This is a genomic window from Citrobacter gillenii (genome assembly GCF_013337685.1).
GTDB classification, from domain to species: Bacteria; Pseudomonadota; Gammaproteobacteria; order Enterobacterales; family Enterobacteriaceae; genus Citrobacter; species Citrobacter gillenii.
On record NZ_SUQN01000007.1, the window covers coordinates 283,371 to 306,782 of the forward strand.

Annotated in this window: 23 protein-coding genes; 12 read left to right on the forward strand and 11 right to left on the reverse strand. The window is 54.2% G+C overall.

Features of this window, described 5'->3' with window-relative positions; translation table 11 throughout:
- Positions 1-13 precede the first annotated feature (13 nt).
- The 4 genes from mutM to radC all read right to left on the reverse strand — a co-directional run bounded on the left by mutM (position 14) and on the right by radC (position 2,287).
- The gene (gene mutM, locus FCH32_RS18085; RefSeq protein ID WP_153880468.1) at positions 14-823 is read right to left on the reverse strand and encodes a bifunctional DNA-formamidopyrimidine glycosylase/DNA-(apurinic or apyrimidinic site) lyase; all 810 of its coding nucleotides are present in this window, start codon (positions 821-823) and stop codon (positions 14-16) included.
- Between the two features lie 98 nt (positions 824-921).
- Positions 922-1,089 carry a 50S ribosomal protein L33 gene (rpmG, locus tag FCH32_RS18090; RefSeq protein WP_003024094.1) on the reverse strand — a complete coding sequence of 56 codons (168 nt, stop codon included), beginning with the start codon at positions 1,087-1,089 and terminating at the stop codon, positions 922-924.
- Positions 1,090-1,109: 20 nt separating this feature from the next.
- Positions 1,110-1,346, reverse strand: a complete 237-nt coding sequence (rpmB, locus tag FCH32_RS18095) for a 50S ribosomal protein L28 (protein WP_003024071.1) — start codon at positions 1,344-1,346, stop codon at positions 1,110-1,112.
- A gap of 275 nt (positions 1,347-1,621) precedes the next feature.
- Positions 1,622-2,287 carry a RadC family protein gene (gene radC / locus FCH32_RS18100; protein WP_096759076.1) on the reverse strand — a complete coding sequence of 222 codons (666 nt, stop codon included), beginning with the start codon at positions 2,285-2,287 and terminating at the stop codon, positions 1,622-1,624.
- Positions 2,288-2,457: 170 nt separating this feature from the next.
- On the opposite strand from radC, the gene coaBC reads away from it, so the two are divergent.
- The 3 genes from coaBC to slmA all read left to right on the forward strand — a co-directional run bounded on the left by coaBC (position 2,458) and on the right by slmA (position 4,827).
- Complete coding sequence (gene coaBC, locus FCH32_RS18105; protein WP_115259885.1) at positions 2,458-3,678, forward strand: bifunctional phosphopantothenoylcysteine decarboxylase/phosphopantothenate--cysteine ligase CoaBC; 1,221 nt, start codon at positions 2,458-2,460, stop codon at positions 3,676-3,678.
- Positions 3,656-4,114, forward strand: a complete 459-nt coding sequence (gene dut / locus FCH32_RS18110; RefSeq protein ID WP_003827259.1) for a dUTP diphosphatase — start codon at positions 3,656-3,658, stop codon at positions 4,112-4,114. Before coaBC ends, dut begins: the two co-directional genes overlap by 23 nt.
- A gap of 116 nt (positions 4,115-4,230) precedes the next feature.
- Positions 4,231-4,827 (forward strand): nucleoid occlusion factor SlmA, encoded by a 597-nt coding sequence (slmA, locus tag FCH32_RS18115; protein ID WP_096759074.1) that lies wholly within the window; start codon positions 4,231-4,233, stop codon positions 4,825-4,827.
- Between the two features lie 89 nt (positions 4,828-4,916).
- Here slmA and pyrE read toward each other — a convergent pair whose 3' ends face one another.
- The gene (gene pyrE, locus FCH32_RS18120) at positions 4,917-5,558 is read right to left on the reverse strand and encodes an orotate phosphoribosyltransferase (protein ID WP_115257162.1); all 642 of its coding nucleotides are present in this window, start codon (positions 5,556-5,558) and stop codon (positions 4,917-4,919) included.
- A 65-nt stretch (positions 5,559-5,623) separates the two neighbouring features.
- Entirely contained in the window at positions 5,624-6,340 is a 717-nt protein-coding gene (gene rph / locus FCH32_RS18125) for a ribonuclease PH (protein WP_115257161.1), read from the reverse strand.
- Between the two features lie 125 nt (positions 6,341-6,465).
- Here rph and FCH32_RS18130 point away from each other — a divergent pair, with 125 nt between their 5' ends.
- Positions 6,466-7,329 carry a YicC/YloC family endoribonuclease gene (locus tag FCH32_RS18130; protein WP_096759071.1) on the forward strand — a complete coding sequence of 288 codons (864 nt, stop codon included), beginning with the start codon at positions 6,466-6,468 and terminating at the stop codon, positions 7,327-7,329.
- Positions 7,330-7,588: 259 nt separating this feature from the next.
- The gene (locus FCH32_RS18135; protein ID WP_096759068.1) at positions 7,589-8,206 is read left to right on the forward strand and encodes a trimeric intracellular cation channel family protein; all 618 of its coding nucleotides are present in this window, start codon (positions 7,589-7,591) and stop codon (positions 8,204-8,206) included.
- On the opposite strand, the gene ligB is transcribed toward FCH32_RS18135, so the two are convergent.
- The gene (ligB, locus tag FCH32_RS18140) at positions 8,203-9,882 is read right to left on the reverse strand and encodes an NAD-dependent DNA ligase LigB (RefSeq protein WP_174361300.1); all 1,680 of its coding nucleotides are present in this window, start codon (positions 9,880-9,882) and stop codon (positions 8,203-8,205) included. The two genes, FCH32_RS18135 and ligB, sit on opposite strands and share 4 nt — an antisense overlap.
- 261 nt (positions 9,883-10,143) lie before the next feature.
- Here ligB and gmk point away from each other — a divergent pair, with 261 nt between their 5' ends.
- From gmk to recG, 5 genes are all read left to right on the forward strand, one after another.
- Positions 10,144-10,767: a guanylate kinase gene (gene gmk, locus FCH32_RS18145; protein WP_005122601.1), complete on the forward strand. Its 624-nt coding sequence runs from the start codon at positions 10,144-10,146 to the stop codon at positions 10,765-10,767.
- 54 nt (positions 10,768-10,821) lie between these two features.
- Positions 10,822-11,097, forward strand: coding sequence for a DNA-directed RNA polymerase subunit omega (gene rpoZ / locus FCH32_RS18150; RefSeq protein ID WP_002442542.1), 276 nt, complete (start codon positions 10,822-10,824; stop codon positions 11,095-11,097).
- An 18-nt stretch (positions 11,098-11,115) separates the two neighbouring features.
- Entirely contained in the window at positions 11,116-13,230 is a 2,115-nt protein-coding gene (gene spoT / locus FCH32_RS18155) for a bifunctional GTP diphosphokinase/guanosine-3',5'-bis pyrophosphate 3'-pyrophosphohydrolase (protein ID WP_096759066.1), read from the forward strand.
- Positions 13,231-13,357: 127 nt separating this feature from the next.
- On the forward strand, positions 13,358-14,047 hold the full coding sequence (gene trmH, locus FCH32_RS18160) for a tRNA (guanosine(18)-2'-O)-methyltransferase TrmH (protein WP_096759065.1): 690 nt from the start codon (positions 13,358-13,360) through the stop codon (positions 14,045-14,047).
- Between the two features lie 5 nt (positions 14,048-14,052).
- Positions 14,053-16,134 carry an ATP-dependent DNA helicase RecG gene (gene recG, locus FCH32_RS18165; RefSeq protein WP_115257159.1) on the forward strand — a complete coding sequence of 694 codons (2,082 nt, stop codon included), beginning with the start codon at positions 14,053-14,055 and terminating at the stop codon, positions 16,132-16,134.
- Between the two features lie 42 nt (positions 16,135-16,176).
- Here the strand turns inward: recG and gltS are convergent, their stop codons facing one another.
- Positions 16,177-17,382: a sodium/glutamate symporter gene (gltS, locus tag FCH32_RS18170; RefSeq protein ID WP_096759063.1), complete on the reverse strand. Its 1,206-nt coding sequence runs from the start codon at positions 17,380-17,382 to the stop codon at positions 16,177-16,179.
- 225 nt (positions 17,383-17,607) lie between these two features.
- Here gltS and xanP point away from each other — a divergent pair, with 225 nt between their 5' ends.
- Entirely contained in the window at positions 17,608-18,999 is a 1,392-nt protein-coding gene (gene xanP, locus FCH32_RS18175; RefSeq protein WP_096759062.1) for a xanthine/proton symporter XanP, read from the forward strand.
- Between the two features lie 121 nt (positions 19,000-19,120).
- Entirely contained in the window at positions 19,121-20,830 is a 1,710-nt protein-coding gene (locus FCH32_RS18180; RefSeq protein ID WP_174361301.1) for an AsmA family protein, read from the forward strand.
- A gap of 47 nt (positions 20,831-20,877) precedes the next feature.
- On the opposite strand, the gene FCH32_RS18185 is transcribed toward FCH32_RS18180, so the two are convergent.
- The 3 genes from FCH32_RS18185 to FCH32_RS18195 form a co-directional block, all read right to left on the reverse strand.
- Positions 20,878-21,570, reverse strand: coding sequence for a D-lyxose/D-mannose family sugar isomerase (locus tag FCH32_RS18185; protein ID WP_174361302.1), 693 nt, complete (start codon positions 21,568-21,570; stop codon positions 20,878-20,880).
- 49 nt (positions 21,571-21,619) lie between these two features.
- Positions 21,620-22,480, reverse strand: a complete 861-nt coding sequence (locus FCH32_RS18190) for a ketose-bisphosphate aldolase (RefSeq protein ID WP_096759059.1) — start codon at positions 22,478-22,480, stop codon at positions 21,620-21,622.
- Between the two features lie 80 nt (positions 22,481-22,560).
- The gene (locus tag FCH32_RS18195) at positions 22,561-23,412 is read right to left on the reverse strand and encodes a class II fructose-bisphosphate aldolase (protein WP_153880475.1); all 852 of its coding nucleotides are present in this window, start codon (positions 23,410-23,412) and stop codon (positions 22,561-22,563) included.

Consider the following 23,412-nt stretch of genomic DNA (forward strand, 5'->3'; position numbering starts at 1 on the left):
GGCGTTATCTACGCTATTTCTGGCAGCGACGGCAGTAGAATGTCGTTCGCTGTGCATGTTTTGTCGCAACGATCGGCGCGCCGCATGCACGGCAAGGCTCACCTTCTCGCCCATAGACTTGCAACTCCTGGGCAAAATAGCCCGGCTTGCCGTCACTTTGCAGAAAATCCTTCAGCGTCGTTCCCCCTTGATCGATAGAGCGAAGCAAAACCGCCTTGATAACGCGCACCAACAGCTCACACTCAGATACCGACAGCGACGATGCCAGGCGGTCAGGATGGATACCAGCCGCAAACAGCGACTCGCTGGCATAGATGTTGCCAACCCCCACCACTAACTTGTTGTCCATCAGCCAGGGTTTAATCGCCGTTTTCTTCTTCGCGCATTTCTGCTGGAGGTAACTGGCGTTGAAATCATCGCTCAGCGGCTCCGGGCCAAGATGCGCGAGAACATTGTGTCCCGCCAGTTCTTTGGTCCATAACCACGCCCCAAACCGCCGGGGATCGGTATAGCGTAGGACTTTGCCATTGCTCATCACCAAATCCACATGGTCGTGTTTTTCTGCCGGGCGTTCTTCAGGAAGAATACGTAAACTGCCTGACATGCCCAGATGAATGATAATCCAGCCATCCGCTAGCTCTAAAAGCAGATACTTCGCACGACGTTGTACGCTAAGCACAGGCTTATCACTAAGACGATAGATTTCTTCTGATACCGGCCAACGCAGACGCCCATTACGCACAATGGCGTGCAGAATCGTTGCCCCAACGAGATGCGGCTCAATACCACGGCGACTGGTTTCGACTTCAGGTAATTCAGGCATAGCATCTCCGGCGGTGTATCAGGTCTCATTAATATGGGGACGGCCAGAAAACAAAAAACCCCGCCGAGGCAGGGTTTTTCTTTACATCAAAGCGAAAATTATTTGATTTTCGCTTCTTTGTATAAAACGTGCTGACGGACAACTGGATCGAATTTTTTCAGTTCCAGTTTTTCCGGCTTAGTACGCTTGTTCTTCGTGGTGGTGTAGAAGTGACCAGTACCAGCAGAAGAAACCAGCTTGATTTTCTCACGAATACCTTTAGCCATGATTTATTTCCTCTTAGTACTTAGTACTTTTCGCCACGGGCACGCAGTTCAGACAGAACTGTTTCGATGCCTTTCTTATCAATAACACGCATACCTTTAGCAGATACACGCAGGGTGACAAAACGCTTCTCGCTCTCAACCCAAAAACGGTGAGAGTGCAGGTTAGGCAGGAAACGGCGTTTAGTCGCGTTCAGTGCGTGGGAACGGTTGTTACCGGTCACCGGACGCTTGCCAGTAACTTGGCAGACTCGGGACATGTCTATTCTCCAAAAATCAAATTAGCTCGAGCTTCGTATGGGGTATTGGCGCCTCGTCAGGCTTCTCAGCCCGGTTATCGCAGTTCAATACACTCAATCTTTCATACTGCATCAACGTTGGATACCGAATGAATGATTTCGTATATTTGCGAACTCTCGATTGCCAGGCCCAAATGCCAAACCCGAGATTCTCAAAGGTGGCGTAGTATACGCTGAGTCAGCGATGTGCTCAAGTCCCGAACAGACAAAGATCCCGATGGATCGCGTAAAGTGCGTTAAATCCAACCGCGTTCCGCAAAAGAAACGTACTCTCCGCGCCCAATTACTAGATGATCAAGCACCCGGACATCCATGAACTGACAGCATTTCACAACACGCTCGGTGATAAGTTTATCTGCTTTACTCGGCTCTGCACACCCCGAAGGGTGATTATGCGCAAGGATCAGCGCCGACGCATTCATTTTTATCGCCTCACGGACAATTTCTCGCGGATGTACCTCGACATGGCTGAGCGTGCCAGAAAAAAGTGTGCTGTGTTTAATCACACGATGCTGAGCATCAAGAAAGATCACCAGAAAGATCTCTCGTTCCTCTTGCGAGAACTGGCTTTGCAGGAACTCACGCGCCATTTCGGGACTCAGTAGCGAACGCTCTTCCATCACGCGCACGTTGTAGTAACGCTTTGCCAATTCGGCAATACCTTTTAGCTGGGCATACTTCGCCACGCCAATACCCTGAACCTGGCTGAAATCCATGTAATCGGCCGATAACAGACCATACAGAGAACCAAAATTTTGCAGTATCTCTTTTGCCAGCGTCAGGACATCTTTCCCTCGCGAACCGGTACGTAAAAAAAGTGCCAATAGCTCAACATCCGTCAGCGAATCTACCCCCAGAGCCATCATTTTTTCCCGGGGCATCGAACATTCCATCTCTTCCATGCTTCTCCTCCCTTAGCCCGCGGAATGGTTACATAACACCCGCCATGAAGCGACGTCCTGTTTTCACTTCTTCGTGACGCCTCGCAAAGTGCTTCCCGGCAAAAGCACGTCGCATTGAGGATTGTGATAAAATATCCGCCTTCTGGTGAAATCCAACAGGAAAGATCATGATGAGCCTGGCCGGTAAAAAAATCGTAATTGGTGTCAGTGGCGGTATTGCTGCATACAAAACCCCCGAGCTGGTACGCCGTTTACGGGAACGTGGCGCAGACGTCCGCGTGGCAATGACCGAGGCGGCAAAAGCGTTTATTACGCCCCTGAGCTTACAGGCGGTTTCGGGCTACCCCGTTTCCGACAGCTTGCTTGACCCCGCAGCAGAAGCTGCGATGGGTCATATTGAACTCGGGAAATGGGCCGATTTAGTTATCCTGGCCCCCGCCACGGCTGATTTGATTGCGCGCGTTGCCGCTGGCATGGCCAACGATCTGGTGTCAACGATCTGCCTGGCAACGCCTGCGCCTGTTGCCGTCTTACCGGCCATGAACCAGCAGATGTACCGCGCCGCCGCAACACAGCACAATCTCGGCGTTCTCGCGTCACGTGGCCTGCTCATTTGGGGACCCGACAGCGGCAGCCAGGCCTGTGGCGATGTTGGCCCTGGCCGTATGCTGGATCCGTTAACCATTGTGGATATGGCGGCGGAACATTTTTCACCTGTCAATTCCCTGCAACATCTCAACATCATGATTACGGCTGGCCCAACACGCGAGCCGCTTGATCCGGTGCGCTACATTTCTAACCACAGTTCCGGAAAGATGGGTTTCGCCATCGCCGCTGCGGCAGCAAAGCGCGGCGCTAATGTCACGCTGGTGTCAGGTCCCGTGTCATTAGCCACGCCGCCTTTGGTACAGCGTATTGATGTCGTTACGGCGCTCGAAATGGAAGCTGCCGTGCAATCAGTCGTACAGCAACAGCATATTTTTATCGGCTGTGCCGCCGTCGCTGATTATCGCGCAGAAACCGTAGCCCATGAAAAAATCAAAAAGCAGGCGACGCAGGGTGATGAATTCACAGTAAAAATGGTCAAAAACCCGGATATTATCGCCGGGGTTGCCGCACTCAATGCTAATCGTCCTTTTGTCGTTGGGTTTGCCGCCGAAACAAATAATGTGGAAGAATATGCCCGGCAAAAACGTATCCGCAAAAACCTTGATGTGATTTGTGCAAACGATGTTTCACTATCTACTCAAGGATTTAACAGCGACAGCAACGCATTACACCTTTTCTGGCAGGATGGAGATAAAGTCTTACCGCTTGAGCGTAAAGAACTCCTGGGCCAATTATTACTCGACGAGATCGTGACCCGTTATGATGAAAAAAATCGACGTTAAGATTCTGGACCCACGCGTAGGGCAACAATTTCCGCTCCCGACGTACGCCACCTCTGGCTCTGCCGGACTTGACCTGCGCGCCTGTCTTGATGACGCCGTAGAACTGGCTCCGGGCGCGACGACGCTGGTGCCAACCGGGTTAGCCATTCATATCGCCGACCCTTCGCTGGCGGCGGTGATGCTTCCACGCTCCGGGTTGGGCCATAAGCACGGTATCGTACTTGGCAACCTGGTCGGCTTGATTGACTCCGATTATCAGGGCCAACTGATGGTATCTGTCTGGAACCGTGGCCAGGACAGCTTCACTATCGAGCCGGGTGAGCGTATTGCACAGATGGTCTTTGTGCCGGTCGTGCAGGCTGAATTTAATCTGGTGGAAGAATTTGAAGCCACCGATCGTGGCGAAGGCGGCTTCGGCCATTCCGGGCGCAAGTAACCCGTAGAGAAGTATCCCACAGCGTAATAACGCAATAACATACCGCAAACAGTTGTTTGCGGTCGCTGTGTGGATGCCTGCCTGGCAAGTGCTTATTTTCAGGGGTATTTTGTAACATGGTAGAAAAGCAAACTGCGAAAAGGAATCGTCGCGAAGAAATACTTCAGTCTCTGGCGCTGATGCTGGAATCCAGCGATGGAAGCCAACGCATTACGACAGCAAAACTGGCAGCCTCTGTTGGCGTTTCCGAAGCGGCATTGTATCGCCATTTTCCCAGCAAGACCCGCATGTTCGATAGCCTGATTGAGTTTATCGAAGATAGTCTGATTACCCGTATCAACCTGATTTTGAAAGATGAAAAAGACACCGGCGCACGCCTGCGTCTGATCGTGTTGCTGATTTTAGGGTTCGGTGAACGTAACCCCGGCCTGACGCGTATTCTGACCGGTCACGCACTGATGTTTGAGCAAGATCGTCTGCAGGGCCGCATTAATCAGTTGTTTGAACGCATCGAGGCCCAGCTGCGCCAGGTTCTGCGAGAAAAACGGATGCGTGAAGGTGAAGGTTACGCCATGGATGAAACGCTGCTGGCCAGCCAGTTACTGGCTTTCTGTGAAGGTATGCTGTCTCGTTTTGTGCGCAGCGAATTTAAATACCGTCCAACGGACGATTTTGACATCCGCTGGCCGCTGATAGTCGCACAATTGCAGTAATCGCTGATTGCCCGGTGGCGCTACTACGCTTACCGGGTCTACAGAAAGTGCGTAGGCCGGATAAGCGTAGCGCCATCCGGCAGTTCTGATTATACGCCGTACGTTTCGCGATACGCCCGCACTGCGGCCAGATGTTCCGCCATCTCCGGCTTCTCTTCCAGATACGCAATCAGGTCTTTCAGGGTAATGATTGAAATGACCTTGCACCCATAATCACGCTCCACCTCCTGGATAGCGGAAATCTCACCACGACCCCGTTCCTGACGATCGAGAGAAATCAGAACCCCAGCTAACATCGCACCATTCGCCTGGATTATCTCCATCGACTCACGAATCGCCGTACCGGCGGTGATCACATCATCCACCAGCATCACACGGCCCTGCAATGCGCTGCCGACCAGGTTACCGCCTTCGCCGTGGGTTTTCGCCTCTTTACGGTTAAAGCAGTACGGCAAATCTTTATCGTGGTGTTCTGCCAGCGCAACGGCGGTCGTTGTGGCAATAGGAATACCTTTGTACGCCGGGCCAAACAGCAAATCGAAATCAATACCGGAATCCACCAGCGCTTCGGCATAAAAACGGCCTAACAGTGCCAGGTCACGCCCGGTATTAAACAGTCCAGCGTTGAAGAAATAGGGGCTCTTACGCCCGGATTTCAGCGTAAACTCGCCGAACTTTAGTACCTGCTTGCTAAGCGCAAACTCAATAAACTGGCGCTGATACGGTTTCATGGATTCGCTCCTCATCTCACTTTATAACAGACAAAAAAAAGGCGACTCATCAGTCGCCTTTAAAATTAATTTTCTAACGCCGCCTTCTGCGTCGTTATGATGGATTCAATTCCCCCTCGGGCCAGTGCCAGTAGGGTGAGAAGTTCTTCATGGCTGAACGGTTCGCCTTCCGCCGTGCCCTGCACTTCAATAATGCGACCGTCTTCGGTCATCACCACGTTCATGTCGGTTTCTGCCGCAGAGTCTTCAACGTACTCTAAATCGCAGAGCGCTTCGCCATTCACAATACCCACGGACACCGCAGCAACCATCCCTTTCATTGGGTTGGTTTTCAGCTTACCGCTGGCAACCAGTTTGTTCAGCGCATCAGCCAGCGCAACACAAGCACCGGTAATGGATGCAGTACGGGTACCGCCGTCCGCCTGAATCACGTCGCAGTCCAGGGTGATGGTGAATTCGCCAAGCGTTTTCAGGTCAACGGCGGCGCGCAGCGCACGCGCGATCAGACGCTGAATTTCCATGGTACGGCCGCCCTGCTTACCTTTCGCCGCTTCACGTGCGTTACGGGTATGAGTCGCACGCGGTAACATGCCATATTCTGCGGTGATCCAGCCTTGCCCCTGGCCCTTCAGAAAGCGCGGCACGCCTTCATCAATCGAAGCGGTGCACAGTACTTTGGTATCACCAAATTCGACCAGCACGGAGCCTTCAGCGTGTTTTGTATAATTACGGGTCAGGGTGACGGGACGCACCTGGTTGGCACTACGACCTGCTGGACGCATGATAAAATCTCCGGCTTGAAACGAATGTGGCTGCGCATTATACGGAGTTCCGACGGTTATTCCTATCCTGACAAGACATGGATGGCTATAATCCTCCCATCTCATCTTCAAAAACAGGAACGTCTATGATCCGCAGCATGACCGCCTACGCCCGGCGTGAAATCAAGGGTGAATGGGGTAGCGCTACCTGGGAAATGCGCTCGGTAAACCAGCGTTATCTGGAAACCTATTTTCGCCTGCCGGAACAGTTCCGTAGTCTTGAGCCTGTTGTACGCGAACGCATCCGCACGCGTCTGACACGCGGTAAAATCGAATGTACGCTGCGTTTTGAGCCTGATGCCAGCGCGCAAGGTGAGTTGCTCCTGAATGAAAAACTCGCTAAACAGCTCGTCACCGCCGCAAACTGGGTCAAGATGCAGAGCGATGAAGGCGAAATTAATCCGGTTGATATCCTGCGCTGGCCGGGTGTCATGGCGGCCCAGGAACAAGACCTGGACGCTATTGCCGCAGAGATCCTTGCCGCGCTCGATGGCACGCTGGACGACTTTATTGTCGCACGTGAAACCGAAGGCCAGGCGCTAAAAGCGTTAATCGAACAACGTCTGGAAGGCGTCAGCACCGAAGTGGCGAAAGTCCGCGCGCATATGCCGGAAATCCTGCAGTGGCAGCGTGAACGTCTGGTTGCCAAACTCGAAGACGCACAGGTTCAACTGGAAAATAACCGTCTTGAACAAGAGCTGGTGCTGATGGCGCAGCGTATCGATGTGGCGGAAGAATTAGATCGTCTGGAAGCCCACGTTAAAGAAACCTATAACATCCTGAAGAAAAAAGAGGCGGTCGGCCGTCGTCTGGACTTTATGATGCAGGAATTCAACCGTGAATCGAACACCCTCGCCTCTAAATCCATCAATGCCGAAGTGACTAACTCAGCCATTGAGCTGAAGGTATTGATCGAGCAAATGCGCGAGCAGATTCAGAACATCGAATAGGTCATCTCCTCACGTAGCCCGCCGATAAAATGGCGGCGCTACGCCTGCTTTTCAACTATCCGCTTATTTTATCGCCACTTCGAATTATATTTTCTCATCATCTATGCTCAGTTTTTATAGCTTAAAGTGCATACCATCTGGCATGCTTAGTAAATTCGCATTAGCTGTAGTTATTAAGACCACTTCGCCTTAGAAAATCTCAATCGTGACAACGAGCACAAATCGCTAACCTTAGCCCCCAGGAAATCAGGGGGAATACATGCTGTTACACGTTTTATACTTAATTGGCATCACTGCTGAAGCCATGACGGGTGCACTGGCGGCAGGCCGTCGTCGCATGGATACATTTGGCGTTATTATTATTGCCACCGCGACAGCCATTGGCGGCGGGTCCGTCCGTGATATTCTTCTCGGCCATTATCCTCTCGGCTGGGTGAAACATCCTGAGTACGTCATTATTGTGGCGACCGCCGCGGTGCTAACCACAATTATTGCTCCCGTCATGCCCTACCTGCGCAAGATTTTCCTCGTACTGGATGCACTAGGCCTGGTGGTGTTCTCGATTATCGGCGCACAGGTTGCACTTGATATGGGACATGGACCAATCATTGCCGTTGTAGCAGCAGTCACCACCGGTGTCTTTGGTGGCGTATTGCGCGATATGTTCTGCAAACGCATTCCGCTGGTGTTCCAGAAAGAACTGTATGCCGGGGTGTCATTTGCCGCTGCCGTACTGTACATCGTGCTACAACATTATGTTTCCAATCACGATGTGGTCGTTATCTCCACCCTGCTATTCGGCTTTACTGCGCGATTATTGGCGCTGCGCCTGAAGCTAGGGCTGCCGGTGTTCTATTATCACCATGAAGGTCATTAAGGCATAAATCCGGTAACGCGCTGAGCGGCTAACCAGTTACTTAGTGCGTTGACTTGCCGATTATCCCGCCATTGAATCACCTGCCTGGCACGACGCTCCCCCGTGGAGGGAAGCTGGCGCCAATGGCTCTCATCGCACGCCTGTAATTGCCGCCAGGAACTCTCGTGACTGGCGTTAAGTGTTACCTGTGTTAACGGTATGCCCATGGCGATTAGCCAGCGAGTAAAAGGACGCTGCCGTGACAGATTGAATTGATGCCACAACTTCTCTCCCTTGCTTACCCCAAGCGCGGACTGTAATTGCTCTGGGGTTAATGCCAGCCACGAAAAGATATGTTCAAAGCGATACGCCTGATGGAGTTCCCGCCATCCCGCCTCGCCGATACCCTCAAGATCCAGCACCTCTTTTGCACTCAGCCAGACCAGTCGGGCAACAAACTGTTGCTGACACTCAGGCGTAGCATAAAAACAGGTCAATGAATTGAAGTGCCCCTCTGGGGGCGTAGGTTTAGTACGTTGAGTGCCGCGCCAGACAACTTCATCGATGCGAGGAATGCCCTGTCCGGCCAGGCTTATCAGGAGGTGATCGCCTGGGGCAATATCCCATTCATTCCAGCGCCTTACAGAGCCGACATTGACACGCTGCACCCGTTTATCATCCAGCATGACAGGAACCAGTATTGCGACCACGGCAATTTTCCCACTTTTACCAACAGAAAACTGAATATCCATGACCTCGGACACGCGAGCGACCGGAGAATATTTCCAGGCCACCACCCAATCGCCCTGTCCGGGTAACCAGTTTCGCGCTGGCGGTTCTTTTGCCATGCGCACCACCACACCATCCGTCACGAAAGGCAATGTGGAAGTCCACCAATGTGTACGGGCACGCTCGACCTCATCTGCATTATTCACGGGCTGAGTATAGTGTTGTGTAAAACCGAACCCCGCATCAGCGAGCAGCGTGAGTCTTTCCTGCATCGCCTCTGGGCCATCAGGCCAGGCCCAGATGAAAACAGCCAGGGAGTGTAGTGACTCTGGATTATCCTGACGCATCAGCATTCCTGCCACCTTCGAGCGGGCGTTCATTCCGCCTCTCTTTTGCTGGATATGCCCCTCCTGCTGTAGAAATATTTCACCCTGTAAGGTGCTGTTCGCCAGCAGACCTTTAGTTGTCTGCGGTATGGATGGGATCCGACGAACCTTCTGGGTCCAGTCTTCCCCTTTAAGGCCATTTCCGCGACTAATCGCCCTGACAAGACTGCCATCCTTATAAACCAACGTCACCGCAACCCCATCGACCTTCGGTTGTACCCATACATCGCTGCGGTTACGTAACCATTGCTGTATCGCGGGTTTATCTGCAAGTTTACGGACACCGGTATGGGGAATGGGATGCGATATCGTCCCGCTAATCGGTGGGGCAACCACCTCGGCTTGAGGCTCCTCATCAAAACAGCGCTGCCACTGCCGTAATTGCGCATTGAGTTGGTCATAAACGCCATCGTCTACAGCACTGACCCCCTGCTGCCAGTAGCTGGCATCCCACTGGGTTATCTGCTGTTGTAGCTGTGAAATTTCTTCATGAGCCCTGGCTGGCGACCAGACCGGGCACACAGCCCATACGGGTAAGTGCACTAGCAGCAAAATCAGCACCATGTATTTCCTTATTGCCATCACTACCTCCGCTGTAGGTTGTATTACGCGGCAGGTATAGCGCGAAGCGGTAGAGAATCCGAGTGGTAAAAAGCCATCCTGCGAGGAGCTTTCCGGTCATTTTTACTTGTTGCAGCAACTCTGCGATAAAACAGGAAAAAGATACGCAAAACGCAATAATCCTGCGCAAAAAGTGTGACAAAGACTACGTCGTATAGCGGCTACGTGTATAATAAGCCCGTATGTAGGCTCTCTTTCGACAATCACATACATAAGATACTCATGGCTCAAGGCACGCTTTATATTGTTTCTGCCCCCAGTGGCGCGGGTAAATCCAGCCTGATTCAGGCTTTATTAAAGACCCAACCGTTGTATGACACCCAGGTTTCTGTTTCGCACACCACGCGCGCACCGCGCCCGGGGGAAGTGCATGGTGAACACTATTTCTTTGTGAACCATGATGAATTCAGGACCATGATTGGCAGAGATGCGTTTCTGGAACACGCAGAGGTATTCGGCAATTACTACGGCACCTCGCGTGAGGCAATTGAGCAAGTACTGGCATCGGGCGTAGATGTCTTTTTAGATATCGACTGGCAAGGTGCGCAGCAAATTCGTGAAAAAATGCCGCATGCACGCAGTATTTTTATTTTGCCGCCTTCTAAGATTGAACTGGACCGTCGCCTGCGTGGGCGTGGTCAGGATAGCGAAGAGGTGATCGCAAAACGTATGGCACAAGCTGTTGCAGAAATGAGCCATTACGCCGAATATGATTATCTGATTGTGAATGATGATTTTGATACTGCCCTGGGCGATTTGAAAACGATCATTCGCGCCGAACGTCTGCGCATGAGCCGCCAAAAGCAGCGCCATGACGCTTTAATCAGCAAACTGTTGGCAGACTGAACCCACATTCAGTATCATGCCCAGTCATTTCTTCACCTGTGGAGCATTTTAAGTATGGCACGCGTAACTGTTCAGGACGCTGTAGAGAAAATTGGTAACCGTTTTGACCTGGTACTGGTCGCCGCGCGTCGCGCTCGTCAGATGCAGACAGGCGGAAAGGATCCGCTTGTACCAGAAGAAAACGATAAAACTACCGTAATCGCGCTGCGCGAAATCGAAGAAGGTCTGATCAACAACCAGATCCTCGACGTGCGTGAGCGCCAGGAACAGCAAGAGCAGGAAGCCGCTGAATTACAAGCCGTTACCGCTATTGCTGAAGGTCGTCGTTAATCACAAAGCGGGTCGCCCTTGTATCTGTTTGAAAGCCTGAATCAACTGATTCAAAACTACCTGCCGGAAGACCAGATTAAGCGTCTTCGGCAGGCGTATCTCGTTGCACGTGACGCTCACGAGGGCCAGACACGTTCAAGCGGTGAACCCTATATCACGCACCCGGTAGCAGTAGCCTGCATTCTGGCCGAGATGAAACTCGACTATGAAACGCTAATGGCTGCGCTGCTGCATGACGTGATTGAAGATACCCCCGCTACCTACCAGGACATGGAACAGCTTTTTGGTAAAAGCGTTGCAGAACTGGTTGAAGGGGTATCGAAGCTTGATAAGCTTAAGTTTCGCGATAAGAAAGAGGCGCAGGCCGAAAACTTTCGCAAGATGATTATGGCGATGGTGCAGGATATCCGCGTCATTCTCATCAAACTTGCCGACCGTACCCACAATATGCGCACGCTGGGCTCATTACGCCCGGACAAACGTCGCCGTATTGCCCGCGAAACCCTCGAAATCTACAGTCCGCTGGCGCACCGTTTAGGTATACATCACATTAAAACCGAGCTGGAAGAGTTGGGTTTTGAAGCGCTGTACCCGAACCGCTATCGCGTGATTAAAGAAGTGGTTAAAGCCGCACGCGGCAACCGCAAAGAGATGATTCAAAAAATCCTCTCGGAAATCGAAGGGCGTTTGCAGGAGGCTGGCATTCCGTGTCGCGTAAGCGGTCGCGAGAAACACCTGTACTCGATCTACTGCAAAATGGTGCTCAAAGAGCAGCGTTTTCACTCGATCATGGACATCTACGCGTTTCGCGTTATCGTCCACGACGCCGACACCTGTTATCGCGTACTTGGTCAAATGCACAGCCTGTACAAACCCCGTCCTGGTCGCGTGAAAGACTATATCGCCATTCCGAAAGCGAACGGATATCAGTCTTTGCACACCTCGATGATCGGTCCGCACGGGGTTCCGGTTGAAGTACAAATTCGTACTGAAGACATGGACCAAATGGCGGAGATGGGGGTTGCTGCGCACTGGGCATATAAAGAGCACGGCGGTGAAAGCAGCACCACAGCGCAAATCCGCGCGCAGCGCTGGATGCAAAGCCTGCTGGAACTGCAGCAGAGTGCCGGTAGCTCATTTGAATTTATTGAAAGCGTCAAATCTGATCTCTTCCCGGATGAGATTTATGTTTTCACACCGGAAGGGCGCATTGTTGAACTGCCTGCCGGTGCAACACCTGTCGATTTCGCTTATGCCGTGCATACCGACATCGGTCATGCCTGCGTCGGTGCACGCGTCGACAGACAGCCTTACCCGCTTTCGCAGTCGCTTTCCAGCGGCCAAACTGTTGAGATCATTACCGCTCCGGGCGCGCGTCCGAATGCGGCGTGGCTCAACTTTGTCGTTAGCTCGAAAGCCCGCGCCAAAATTCGCCAGCTGTTGAAAAACCTCAAGCGCGATGATTCCGTTAGCCTGGGTCGCCGTCTGCTTAACCATGCCTTAGGCGGCAGCCGTAAACTGGCTGAGATCCCGCAGGAGAGCATCCAGCGTGAGCTTGAGCGCATGAAGCTCGCCACGCTTGACGATCTGCTCGCGGAAATCGGCCTGGGGAATGCCATGAGCGTGGTGGTAGCGAAGAACCTCCAGCAGGGTGACGCATCTGCGAATGTTCCTGCGCAATCCGGCCACGGCCATCTGCCGATCAAAGGCGCTGATGGTGTGCTGATCACCTTCGCGAAATGCTGTCGTCCCATCCCAGGTGACCCGATTATCGCCCACGTCAGCCCGGGGAAAGGTCTGGTCATTCACCATGAATCCTGTCGTAACATCCGTGGTTACCAGAAAGAGCCAGAGAAGTTTATGGCGGTGGAATGGGACAAAGAAACGGAGCAGGAATTCATCACCGAAATCAAGGTGGAGATGTTTAACCACCAGGGTGCTCTGGCTAACCTGACGGCGGCAATCAACACCACGACTTCCAATATTCAAAGCCTGAATACGGAAGAAAAAGACGGTCGCGTCTACAGCGCCTTTATCCGCCTGACCGCTCGCGATCGCGTGCATCTGGCGAATATCATGCGCAAAATCCGCGTAATGCCGGACGTTATTAAAGTTACACGTAATAGAAATTAGCGCTTACACAAAATCATTCGAATTGCATCAAGGCGGCAAGCGAATGAATCCCCAGTAGCGTACAGAAGTACGTGACTGGGGTAAGTGAGTGCAGCCAACGCCGAGGCAGTTCGAAGGATGAAGTGTAATGAACTCAAACCGTTATGCGCGTATTTGTGAAATGCTCGCCAGGCGTCAGCCCGATCTGACCGTCTGCATGGAGCAGGTCCATAAACCTCATAATGTTTCTGCGATCGTTCGTACCGCAGACGCGGTCGGCGTGCACGAAGTCCACGCCGTCTGGCCGGGTAGCCGCATGCGCACCATGCTCTCTTCTGCCGCAGGCAGTAACAGCTGGGTGCAAGTCAAGACCCACCCGACTATTGGCGATGCGGTCACCCATTTAAAAAATCAGGGCATGCAGATTCTGGCGACGCATCTCTCTGATAAGGCTGTCGATTTCCGCGAAATTGATTACACGCGCCCCACCTGCATCCTGATGGGTCAGGAAAAAACCGGCATCACCCAGGAAGCGTTAGACCTTGCGGATCGGGATATCATCATTCCTATGACCGGCATGGTGCAGTCATTGAATGTCTCGGTTGCCTCCGCACTCATTCTGTATGAAGCACAGCGCCAGCGGCAAAACGCCGGCATGTACCAGAGAGATAACAGCATGCTGCCGGAAGACGAGCAGCAGCGCCTGCTTTTCGAAGGGGGTTATCCGGTGCTGGCCAACGTCGCAAAGCGCAAAGGTCTCCCTTACCCCCACGTCAATACGCAGGGCGAAATTGAAGCCGATGCCGCGTGGTGGGCCACTATGCAGTCAGCGAGATAAATCCGATGAAAGGCCGTTTACTGGATGCCATTCCACTTAATTCCCTGACGGGCGTTGGCGCAGCGCAAAGCAGTAAACTGGCTAAAATCGGCCTGCACACCGTACAGGATCTCCTGTTACACCTTCCTCTGCGTTATGAAGACCGCACGCATCTGTACCCAATTGGCGAGCTTTTGCCGGGCGTCTACGCCACTGTAGAAGGAGAAGTGCTGAACTGCACTGTCACCTTCGGTGGTCGGCGAATGATGACCTGCCAGATAAGCGACGGTTCTGGCATCCTGACGATGCGTTTTTTCAACTTCAGCGCGGCAATGAAAAATAGCCTGGCGACAGGTCGGCGAGTGCTGGCCTACGGTGAAGCCAAGCGCGGGAAATACGGGGCAGAGATGATCCACCCGGAATACCGCGTACAGGGCGATCTCAGCACCCCGGAACTGCAGGAAACGCTCACGCCAGTTTACCCGACTACGGAAGGGGTTAAGCAGGCTACGCTGCGCAAACTTACCGATCAGGCGCTGGATTTGCTCGATACCTGCGCCATTGCCGAACTGCTGCCGCCCGAACTGTTACAGGGCATGATGAGCCTACCGGAAGCGCTGCGCACGCTGCATCGTCCACCGCCATCGTTACAGCTCAGCGATCTAGAAACCGGACAACATCCGGCGCAGCGGCGCCTGATCCTCGAAGAGCTCTTAGCCCATAACCTCAGTATGCTGGCATTGCGCGCCGGGGCGCAGCGTTTTCATGCCCAGTCACTGAGTGCCAACGATACGTTGAAAAACCAGCTGCTGGCCGCATTACCCTTCAAACCCACAGCCGCACAGGCGCGGGTGACCGCTGAGATCGAACGCGACATGGCGCTGGATGTCCCGATGATGCGCCTAGTACAGGGTGATGTCGGATCTGGTAAAACCCTGGTCGCCGCGCTCGCTGCCCTACGGGCCATTGCCCACGGTCAGCAGGTAGCGCTGATGGCACCAACCGAACTGCTGGCCGAACAGCATGCGAATAACTTCCGTAGCTGGTTTGCCCCACTTGGCATTGAAGTCGGCTGGTTGGCCGGTAAGCAGAAAGGTAAAGCGCGTCTTGCCCAACAGGAAGCCATTGCCAGCGGGCAGGTACAGATGATTGTCGGTACACACGCCATTTTTCAGGAGCAGGTTCAGTTCAATGGTCTGGCGCTGGTGATTATCGACGAACAGCACCGCTTTGGCGTTCATCAACGTCTGGCTCTATGGGAAAAAGGTCAGCAGCAGGGTTTCCACCCGCATCAGCTGATCATGACTGCCACGCCGATCCCGCGTACTCTGGCAATGACCGCCTACGCCGATCTCGACACCTCGGTGATAGACGAACTCCCGCCGGGTCGTACGCCGGTCACCACGGTCGCCATCCCGGATACCCGTCGCAGCGATATTATTGATCGCGTGCGCAACGCCTGTACCCATGAAGGACGTCAGGCTTACTGGGTCTGCACGCTGATTGAAGAGTCTGAATTGTTAGAAGCCCAGGCGGCAGAAGCCACGTGGGAAGAGCTGAAAATTGCCCTACCGGAACTCAATATTGGTCTGGTGCACGGACGCATGAAGCCCGCTGAGAAGCAGTCGGTGATGGCTGCCTTCAAGCAGGGAGAACTGCATCTGTTGATCGCCACCACGGTGATAGAAGTCGGCGTGGACGTCCCCAACGCCAGCCTGATGATTATCGAAAACCCGGAACGTTTAGGTCTGGCCCAACTGCATCAGCTACGCGGCCGCGTCGGTCGTGGCGCGGTGGCCTCCCACTGCGTGCTGCTCTACAAATCACCGCTGTCAAAAACCGCGCAGAAACGCCTGCAGGTCCTGCGAGACAGTAACGACGGATTTGTGATTGCGCAAAAGGATTTGGAGATTCGCGGCCCCGGAGAATTACTGGGGACACGTCAGACGGGGACGGCAGAATTCAAAGTAGCGGATTTACTACGCGATCAGGCAATTATTCCGGAAGTTCAGCGCATTGCCCGTCATATTCACGAACGTTACCCACAACAGGCGGTGGCGCTGATTGAACGCTGGATGCCGGAAACCGAACGCTATTCCAACGCGTAATCGATAAATAGCGGCGGCGGTTGTCACACCGCCGCACGGCCTTTATTGCGCAAAAATTGGCAACAACAAATACAGCTTAATCACCAGCGCGTTAACGATGTCGATAAAGAACGCCCCTACCATCGGCACGACTAAAAATGCAGTATGCGATGGACCAAAACGCTCGGTAATCGCCTGCATGTTGGCAATCGCCGTCGGCGTTGCGCCGAGACCAAAACCACAGTGCCCGGCTGCCAGCACAGCGGCATCGTAGTTCTTGCCCATCATGCGCCAGGTGACAAATATGGCGTACAGCGCCATGAAGATCGTCTGCACCACCAGAATCGCCAGCATCGGCAGCGCCAGCGAAGCCAGTTCCCACAGCTTCAGGCTCATCAACGCCATCGCCAGGAACAGCGACAGACTCACGTTGCCCAGCACGGAAACCGCGCGTTCAAACACCCGATAAAAGCCCATTAACGCCAGGCCATTGCTGAGGATCACCCCAACAAACAGCACGCAGACGAAGGTCGGCAATTCCAGCACGGTACCCACCAGCAATTGCGCAACGATTTTGCCCACTGTCAGACAGATAGCGATCAGCGCGATGGTTTCAATCAGCACCAGAGAGGTGATGATGCGCCCGACATCCGGTTTTTCAAACGCAGTCGGCACGGCCTGATCGTCCGGCATACCGTCAGGCGTAGTGGAGTGCTTCACCAGATAGCGCGCGACCGGGCCGCCAATCAGTCCACCCAGCACCAGGCCAAATGTTGCGCACGCCATCGCCACTTCGGTGGCATTGGTAAAACCGTAGCGCTCAATAAACAGCTTACTCCACGCCGCACCCGTACCGTGTCCACCGGAAAGCGTAATCGAACCGGCAATCAGCCCCATCAACGGGTCAAGACCCAGCAGGCTCGCCATCCCGATCCCAATGGCGTTCTGCATCAACAGCAACCCCACCACCACAATCAGAAAAATGCCCACCACGCGGCCACCGGCGCGCAGGCTGGCGATGTTGGCGTTCAGGCCGATAGTGGCAAAGAACGCCAGCATCAACGGGTCACGCAGCGTCATATCGAAATTAACTTCCCAGCCCATGCTCTTTTTCAGTACCAGCAGTGCGATCGCCACCAGTAAACCACCCGCTACGGGCTCAGGTATCGTGTATTTCTTCAGGAAGGGAACAGACTGGACGAGCTTACGTCCCAGCAGCAACACCAGCGTTGCCGCAACCAATGTAGATAACGTATCGAGGTAAAACATAGACAGCTCCATTAGTGCGTTTAGCACAATCACGCACGATGTATTCCAGATCGATTTTTAGGTCTTTTTAGGTTTTCGGGGTGGATTTTAAGCAGAAAATGACAAAAAGTTATATAAAAAGGTGAGTTCATCGGTTTTAAATATTAAGAATACCTGCTAGCAAACGTTTGCTTTTCTGTTCTGGTCAGATAAAATCACCGCTTTTCCACCATGGGATTGCCTCTGATGTCCGTTAACGCCGTAGAGCCAACAAATGCGCAACCGGTTGCGCAGGCTCACAACAGTGAACTGATTTACCGTCTTGAAGATCGCCCCCCGTTAGCCCAGACCCTGTTTGCCGCCTGCCAGCACCTGCTGGCGATGTTCGTCGCGGTGATCACGCCAGCCCTGCTTATCTGTCAGGCGCTCGGTTTACCGGCTCAGGATACTCAACACATTATCAGTATGTCGCTGTTCGCATCCGGCGTAGCCTCCATCATTCAGATTAAAGCCTGGGGGCCGGTTGGCTCAGGGCTGTTATCTATTCAGGGCACCAGCTTTAACTTTGTAGCACCGCTGATTATGGGAGGCACGGCGCTGAAAACCGGCGGTGCAGATGTCCCGACCATGATGGCGGCACTGTTCGGTACGCTGATGCTGGCGAGCTGCACGGAAATGGTTATCTCGCGCGTACTGCATCTGGCGCGCCGTATTATTACCCCGCTGGTCTCAGGTGTGGTGGTGATGATTATCGGCCTGTCGCTGATTCAGGTAGGCCTGACGTCAATCGGTGGCGGCTATGCCGCAATGAGCGACAACACCTTCGGCGCACCGAAGAATCTGATGCTGGCCGGCGTTGTACTGGCGCTCATTATTCTTCTTAACCGCCAGCGTAACCCGTACCTGCGCGTGGCATCACTGGTGATTGCCATGGCCGCAGGCTATCTGCTGGCCTGGTTTATGGACATGTTGCCGCAAAACACCGCACCGGTGAGCCAGGACTTCATCATGGTACCAACGCCGCTATATTATGGCCTGGGCATCGACTGGAGCTTACTGCTGCCACTGATGCTGGTCTTTATGATCACCTCTCTGGAAACCATCGGCGATATTACGGCCACCTCCGATGTCTCCGAACAACCGGTCTCCGGCCCGCTGTACATGAAGCGTCTGAAAGGCGGCGTTCTGGCAAATGGCCTGAACTCGTTTGTTTCCGCCGTGTTCAATACCTTTCCGAACTCCTGCTTCGGGCAGAACAACGGGGTGATTCAGTTGACCGGCGTAGCCAGCCGCTATGTTGGCTTTGTAGTCGCGCTGATGCTGATCGCGCTGGGTCTGTTCCCGGCGGTCAGTGGGTTTGTACAGCACATCCCTGAGCCGGTTCTCGGCGGCGCTACGCTGGTGATGTTCGGTACCATCGCCGCCTCCGGGGTGCGCATTGTTTCTCGCGAGCCGCTGAATCGCCGCGCTATTCTGATTATTGCACTGTCGCTGGCCGTTGGCCTGGGCGTCTCCCAGCAGCCGCTGATCCTGCAGTTTGCCCCGGACTGGGTGAAAAACCTGCTCTCCTCAGGGATTGCCGCAGGCGGTATTACCGCTATCGTTCTGAACCTCGTTTTCCCGCCAGAGAAACAGTAAGCGACATGCGGCGTTGATTCAGAATCAACGCCGCTGTTACGCTCTTTCACCATTCCCGCCTTGAGGATTGCGCGTAAATCGTGCATAACTTGACTACGTGTACTTTGCGGGATGGAAGACCATGAAATTTATTGGAAAGCTGCTTCTTTACGTGCTGATCGCCCTTGCAGTGGCGATCCTCGGTCTCTATTTTCTACTGCAAACCCGCTGGGGCGCCGAGCATGTCAGCGCCTGGGTGTCAGAGAACAGCAGCTACCACCTGACGTTTGATGCCATCGATCATCGGTTTTCTTCACCCTCCCACATTCTGCTGGAGAACGTCACCTTTGGTCGGGATGGCCAGCCTGCCACCCTGGTAGCAAAAAACGTTGATATTGGGCTGAGCAGTCGCCAAATCACCGACCCGCTGCACGTCGACACCATCCTGTTGCAAAACGGTACGCTGAATCTTTCTCCACAAACTGCACCGCTGCCGTTCCAGGCCGATCGCCTGCAGCTACAGGATATGGCACTCAACAGCCCCGGAAGCGAGTGGAACCTCAGTGCGCAGCGCGTGAACGGCGGCGTGATCCCCTGGAGCCCTGAAGCCGGAAAAATACTCGGCAGTAAAGCGCAGATCCAGCTCAGCGCCAGCTCGTTAACGCTGAACGATGTTCCTACGACTAACGTGCTGATTGAAGGCAGTATCGATAACGATCGCGTCACGTTAAGCAATATTGGCGCCGATGTGGCGCGCGGCGCATTGACCGGCGTGGCGCAGCGAAACCCCGACGGCAGTTGGGTGGTGGAAAATCTACGGCTAAACGACATTCGGTTGCAAAGCGATAAATCGCTGACCGACTTTTTTGCGCCGCTCACCACCATTCCCTCGCTGCAAATTGGTCGTCTTGAGGTGACAGATGCCCGTCTACAAGGCCCTGACTGGGCGGTAACGGATCTCGATCTCAGCTTGCGCAACATGACCTTTAGTAAGGACGACTGGCAAACCCAGGAAGGTAAGTTGTCGATGAACGCCAGCGAATTTATCTACGGCTCGCTGCACTTCTTCGATCCTATTCTCAACGCTGAGTTCTCGCCGCAGGGCATTGCGCTGCGCCAGTTCACCACCCGCTGGGAAGGCGGTATGGTCAGAACCTCCGGCAACTGGTTGCGCAATAGCAAAGCGCTTGTTCTCGACGATGCCGCAGTTGCCGGGCTGGAATACACGCTACCGGAAAACTGGAAACCGCTGTGGGTGAAGCCCTTGCCCACCTGGCTCGACAGCCTGACGCTGAAGAAATTCAGCGCCAGCCGCAATCTGGTGATCGATATCGACCCAGCCTTCCCGTGGCAGCTCACCGCGCTGGACGGTTACGGCGCCAACCTCGGACTGGTGCAAAATCACCAGTGGGGGATCTGGAGCGGCAGCACCACGCTCAACGCCGCGGCCGCCACGTTTAACCGCACCGACGTACGCCGCCCTTCGCTGACGCTTACGGCCAACAGCAGCACGATCAATATCAGCGAACTGAGCGCGTATACCGAGAAAGGGTTGCTGGAGGCTACCGCCAGCATCTCACAACTTCCGCAGCGCCAGACGCAGGTCAGCCTGAACGGTCGCGGTGTGCCAATGACTATCCTACAACAGTGGGGATGGCCTGCGCTGCCGATTTCCGGCGACGGTAACATCCAACTGACTGCCAGCGGCACTCTGCACGCAGATACGCCGCTGAAGCCCACGGTGAACGGTCAACTGCATGCGGTGAATGCCGACAAGCAGCAAGTGACACAGACCATGCAGGCGGGCGTTGTGTCGGGCAGTAACGTCACCGCTCCGCCGTCTGCTCAGTAATCTATTACCCAGGAAAGTATCGCCCGATAGCGCGAATGCTGTCGGGCTTACACACCCTCTCCCCGTAAACCATCATACTCGCCGCATAACAGCCATTTTGCCGGCTCGTTCTCTGTTATCGCCGGGAAGCGACCGCCCGGTTCGAGGAAGTGGTTATCGTGCTGGTCGTCATTCACCATCGAGATTTCCCAGCCCAGCACAAACGCTTTCTCGGCCCAGAAGCGATGATACAAGCGCGGCGGAAGGCACACGCCCTGCCCCGGTTTCAGTACCAGCGTATCACCAGGTTTGCAGCTGCGCCGTTGACCATCCACGTTGACCTCAACCGCTCGCTGACCGTCATACTGCGCATCGGGTGTCGCCCACGCCAGCTGCATACATAAATCACCGCCGCCACGATTCACAATGTCTTCCATCTTATGCGTATGAAAATGCCACGGTGTTTGTTGATCCTGCTGAATTTGTAGCATTTTTTCGGCATAGGGCTTGGGATAGTTTGCTGAACCCCACAAACCATTACGCAACGTCAGCAACGTCAGCCCGGTTTGCGCAAAATCCCCGCGGCCAAAGTCGGTAATGTCCCACCCCAGCTGGAGATCACGCACTTCACGCCATTTAGCCCAATCCTGCTGTCGCCAGGCATCGGCGGTGAAATATGCAAAATCGGGCAGGCACAGTCGAAAGGTTTCGGCGATGGCATGCGCTTTATCAATGGCATAATTAATCTGAGAACGCTTCATTCCACTTTTCCCTGTCGCGAAAGAGGCGGGTCACCCCGCCTGCATGCCGTTAGTAAAGTGATGCTTTTCCGGTAGAGCCGAACAGCTTCATTTTGTGGCGGATCACATCCCGCGCGGCGCTGATTGCTTCCGGGTAGATCACGTTCGGATCCCACCAGGTCTCTTTCGCCAGGATTTCGCGGACTTTCTGGAAGTAGGCGTATTTCATGTCGCTGGAAATATTGATTTTGCCCACGCCCAGCGTGACGGACTCGGCGATTTCCGCATCCGGGTTCGCTGAACCGCCGTGCAGCACCAAGGGAATATCCAGTCGTCCGGCGATATCGCGCAGGATGTTCATTTGCAGCTCAGGCTGCATCCCTTTCGGGTAGATCCCATGCGCGGTACCAATCGCCACCGCCAGCGTGTCCGCACCGGTACGGGCGATAAAGTCCTCTGCCTGGGCCGGGTCGGTATAGGTGACTTTCGACACACCGCCTTCCACTGAGGTTCCGGTTTGGCCAATCGTTCCCAGTTCCCCCTCAACCGAAACGCCTACTGCATGCGCCAGTCGGACCACTTCCTTCGTTAACGCCACATTGTCTTCATACGGCAACAGCGAGCCGTCAATCATCACCGAAGTAAACCCGCACTGAATCGCCCGCAGCACATGCTCCACCGACGCGCCGTGATCCAGATGCAGCGTGAACGGCACCGGGCTGCGCAGGGTGATATCGCGGACATAGCTAAAGAACGCATCACCGAGGAAATCATGCTCACTGGGGTGAATAGAGATAATTGCTGGCGTGTTGGTTGCTTCTGCTTCTTCCACCACGGCGCGCACGAAGCAGCTGTCCGCGACGTTAAATGCGCCAATGGCAAAACCGTGCTGACGGGTCGGTTGCAGTATTTCTTTCATCGAAACTAACATGTTAATTCTCCAGTTTCAGGGTGTAGAAAGCCCTGCCAGTGCGTCATCGCAGAGGCATAGAAGGCGTTACAGAAAATGAATCAGGCTTTGTCGATAGCGCCGCTGGCCTGTAGGTAAGGAATAATGGCTTCCTCGCAGGCTTGTTCCATCACCGCCAGAGCATCAACGAGCTCACAGGATTGGTCCCGACAAAGGGTATGTAGCAACGCAGCCTTTCCAGCTTCGAAGACCGCCGCGCCTACGTTAATCTTGGCGACGCCAAACGTCGGACAGCGTCGGAGCTGATCGAACGGCGTACCGCTACCGCCATGCAGCGCCAGTGGCACCGTCGATAAATGCGCTATCGCCTCCAGACGCTGAAAATCGATGGCCGGGGTCACTCCCGGGGCATACATGCCGTGCGCCGTCCCCACCGAAACGGCCAGCAAGTCGATCCCGGTCTGCTGGATAAATGGCACCACGTCGGCGGTCTGGGTCATCAAGTCAACGTTAGCGGCATGGTCATAGCACGGCGCATCCGCGAGGTGGCCCAGTTCCCCTTCCACACACAGCTGCACGCTGGCGGCAAGTTCCACCACCGCGCGGGTCTGACGGATATTCTCTTCCAGCGCAAACGCGGAGGCGTCGATCATCAAGCCACTGAATCCAGCGCGGAACGCCTGGCGAATGCGTGCCGGATCTTTGCCGTGATCCAGCGCCAGAGCAACCGGTACGGAGGCGTCTTCCGCTAGGGTTTTCACCACCGCTGCCGCTATTGATGCAGGGAAATGCTCCAGATGCCCCTGATACAGATTCAGAATGATCGGTGCACGGTGTTTCTCTGCTACCCGTACCGCCGCCCGGGCGCTTTCCAGGTTCATACAGTTGATCGCCAGCAGCGCGTATTGTTCACGCCAGGCTTTCGTCACCATGCTTTTCATATCGGCAAACAT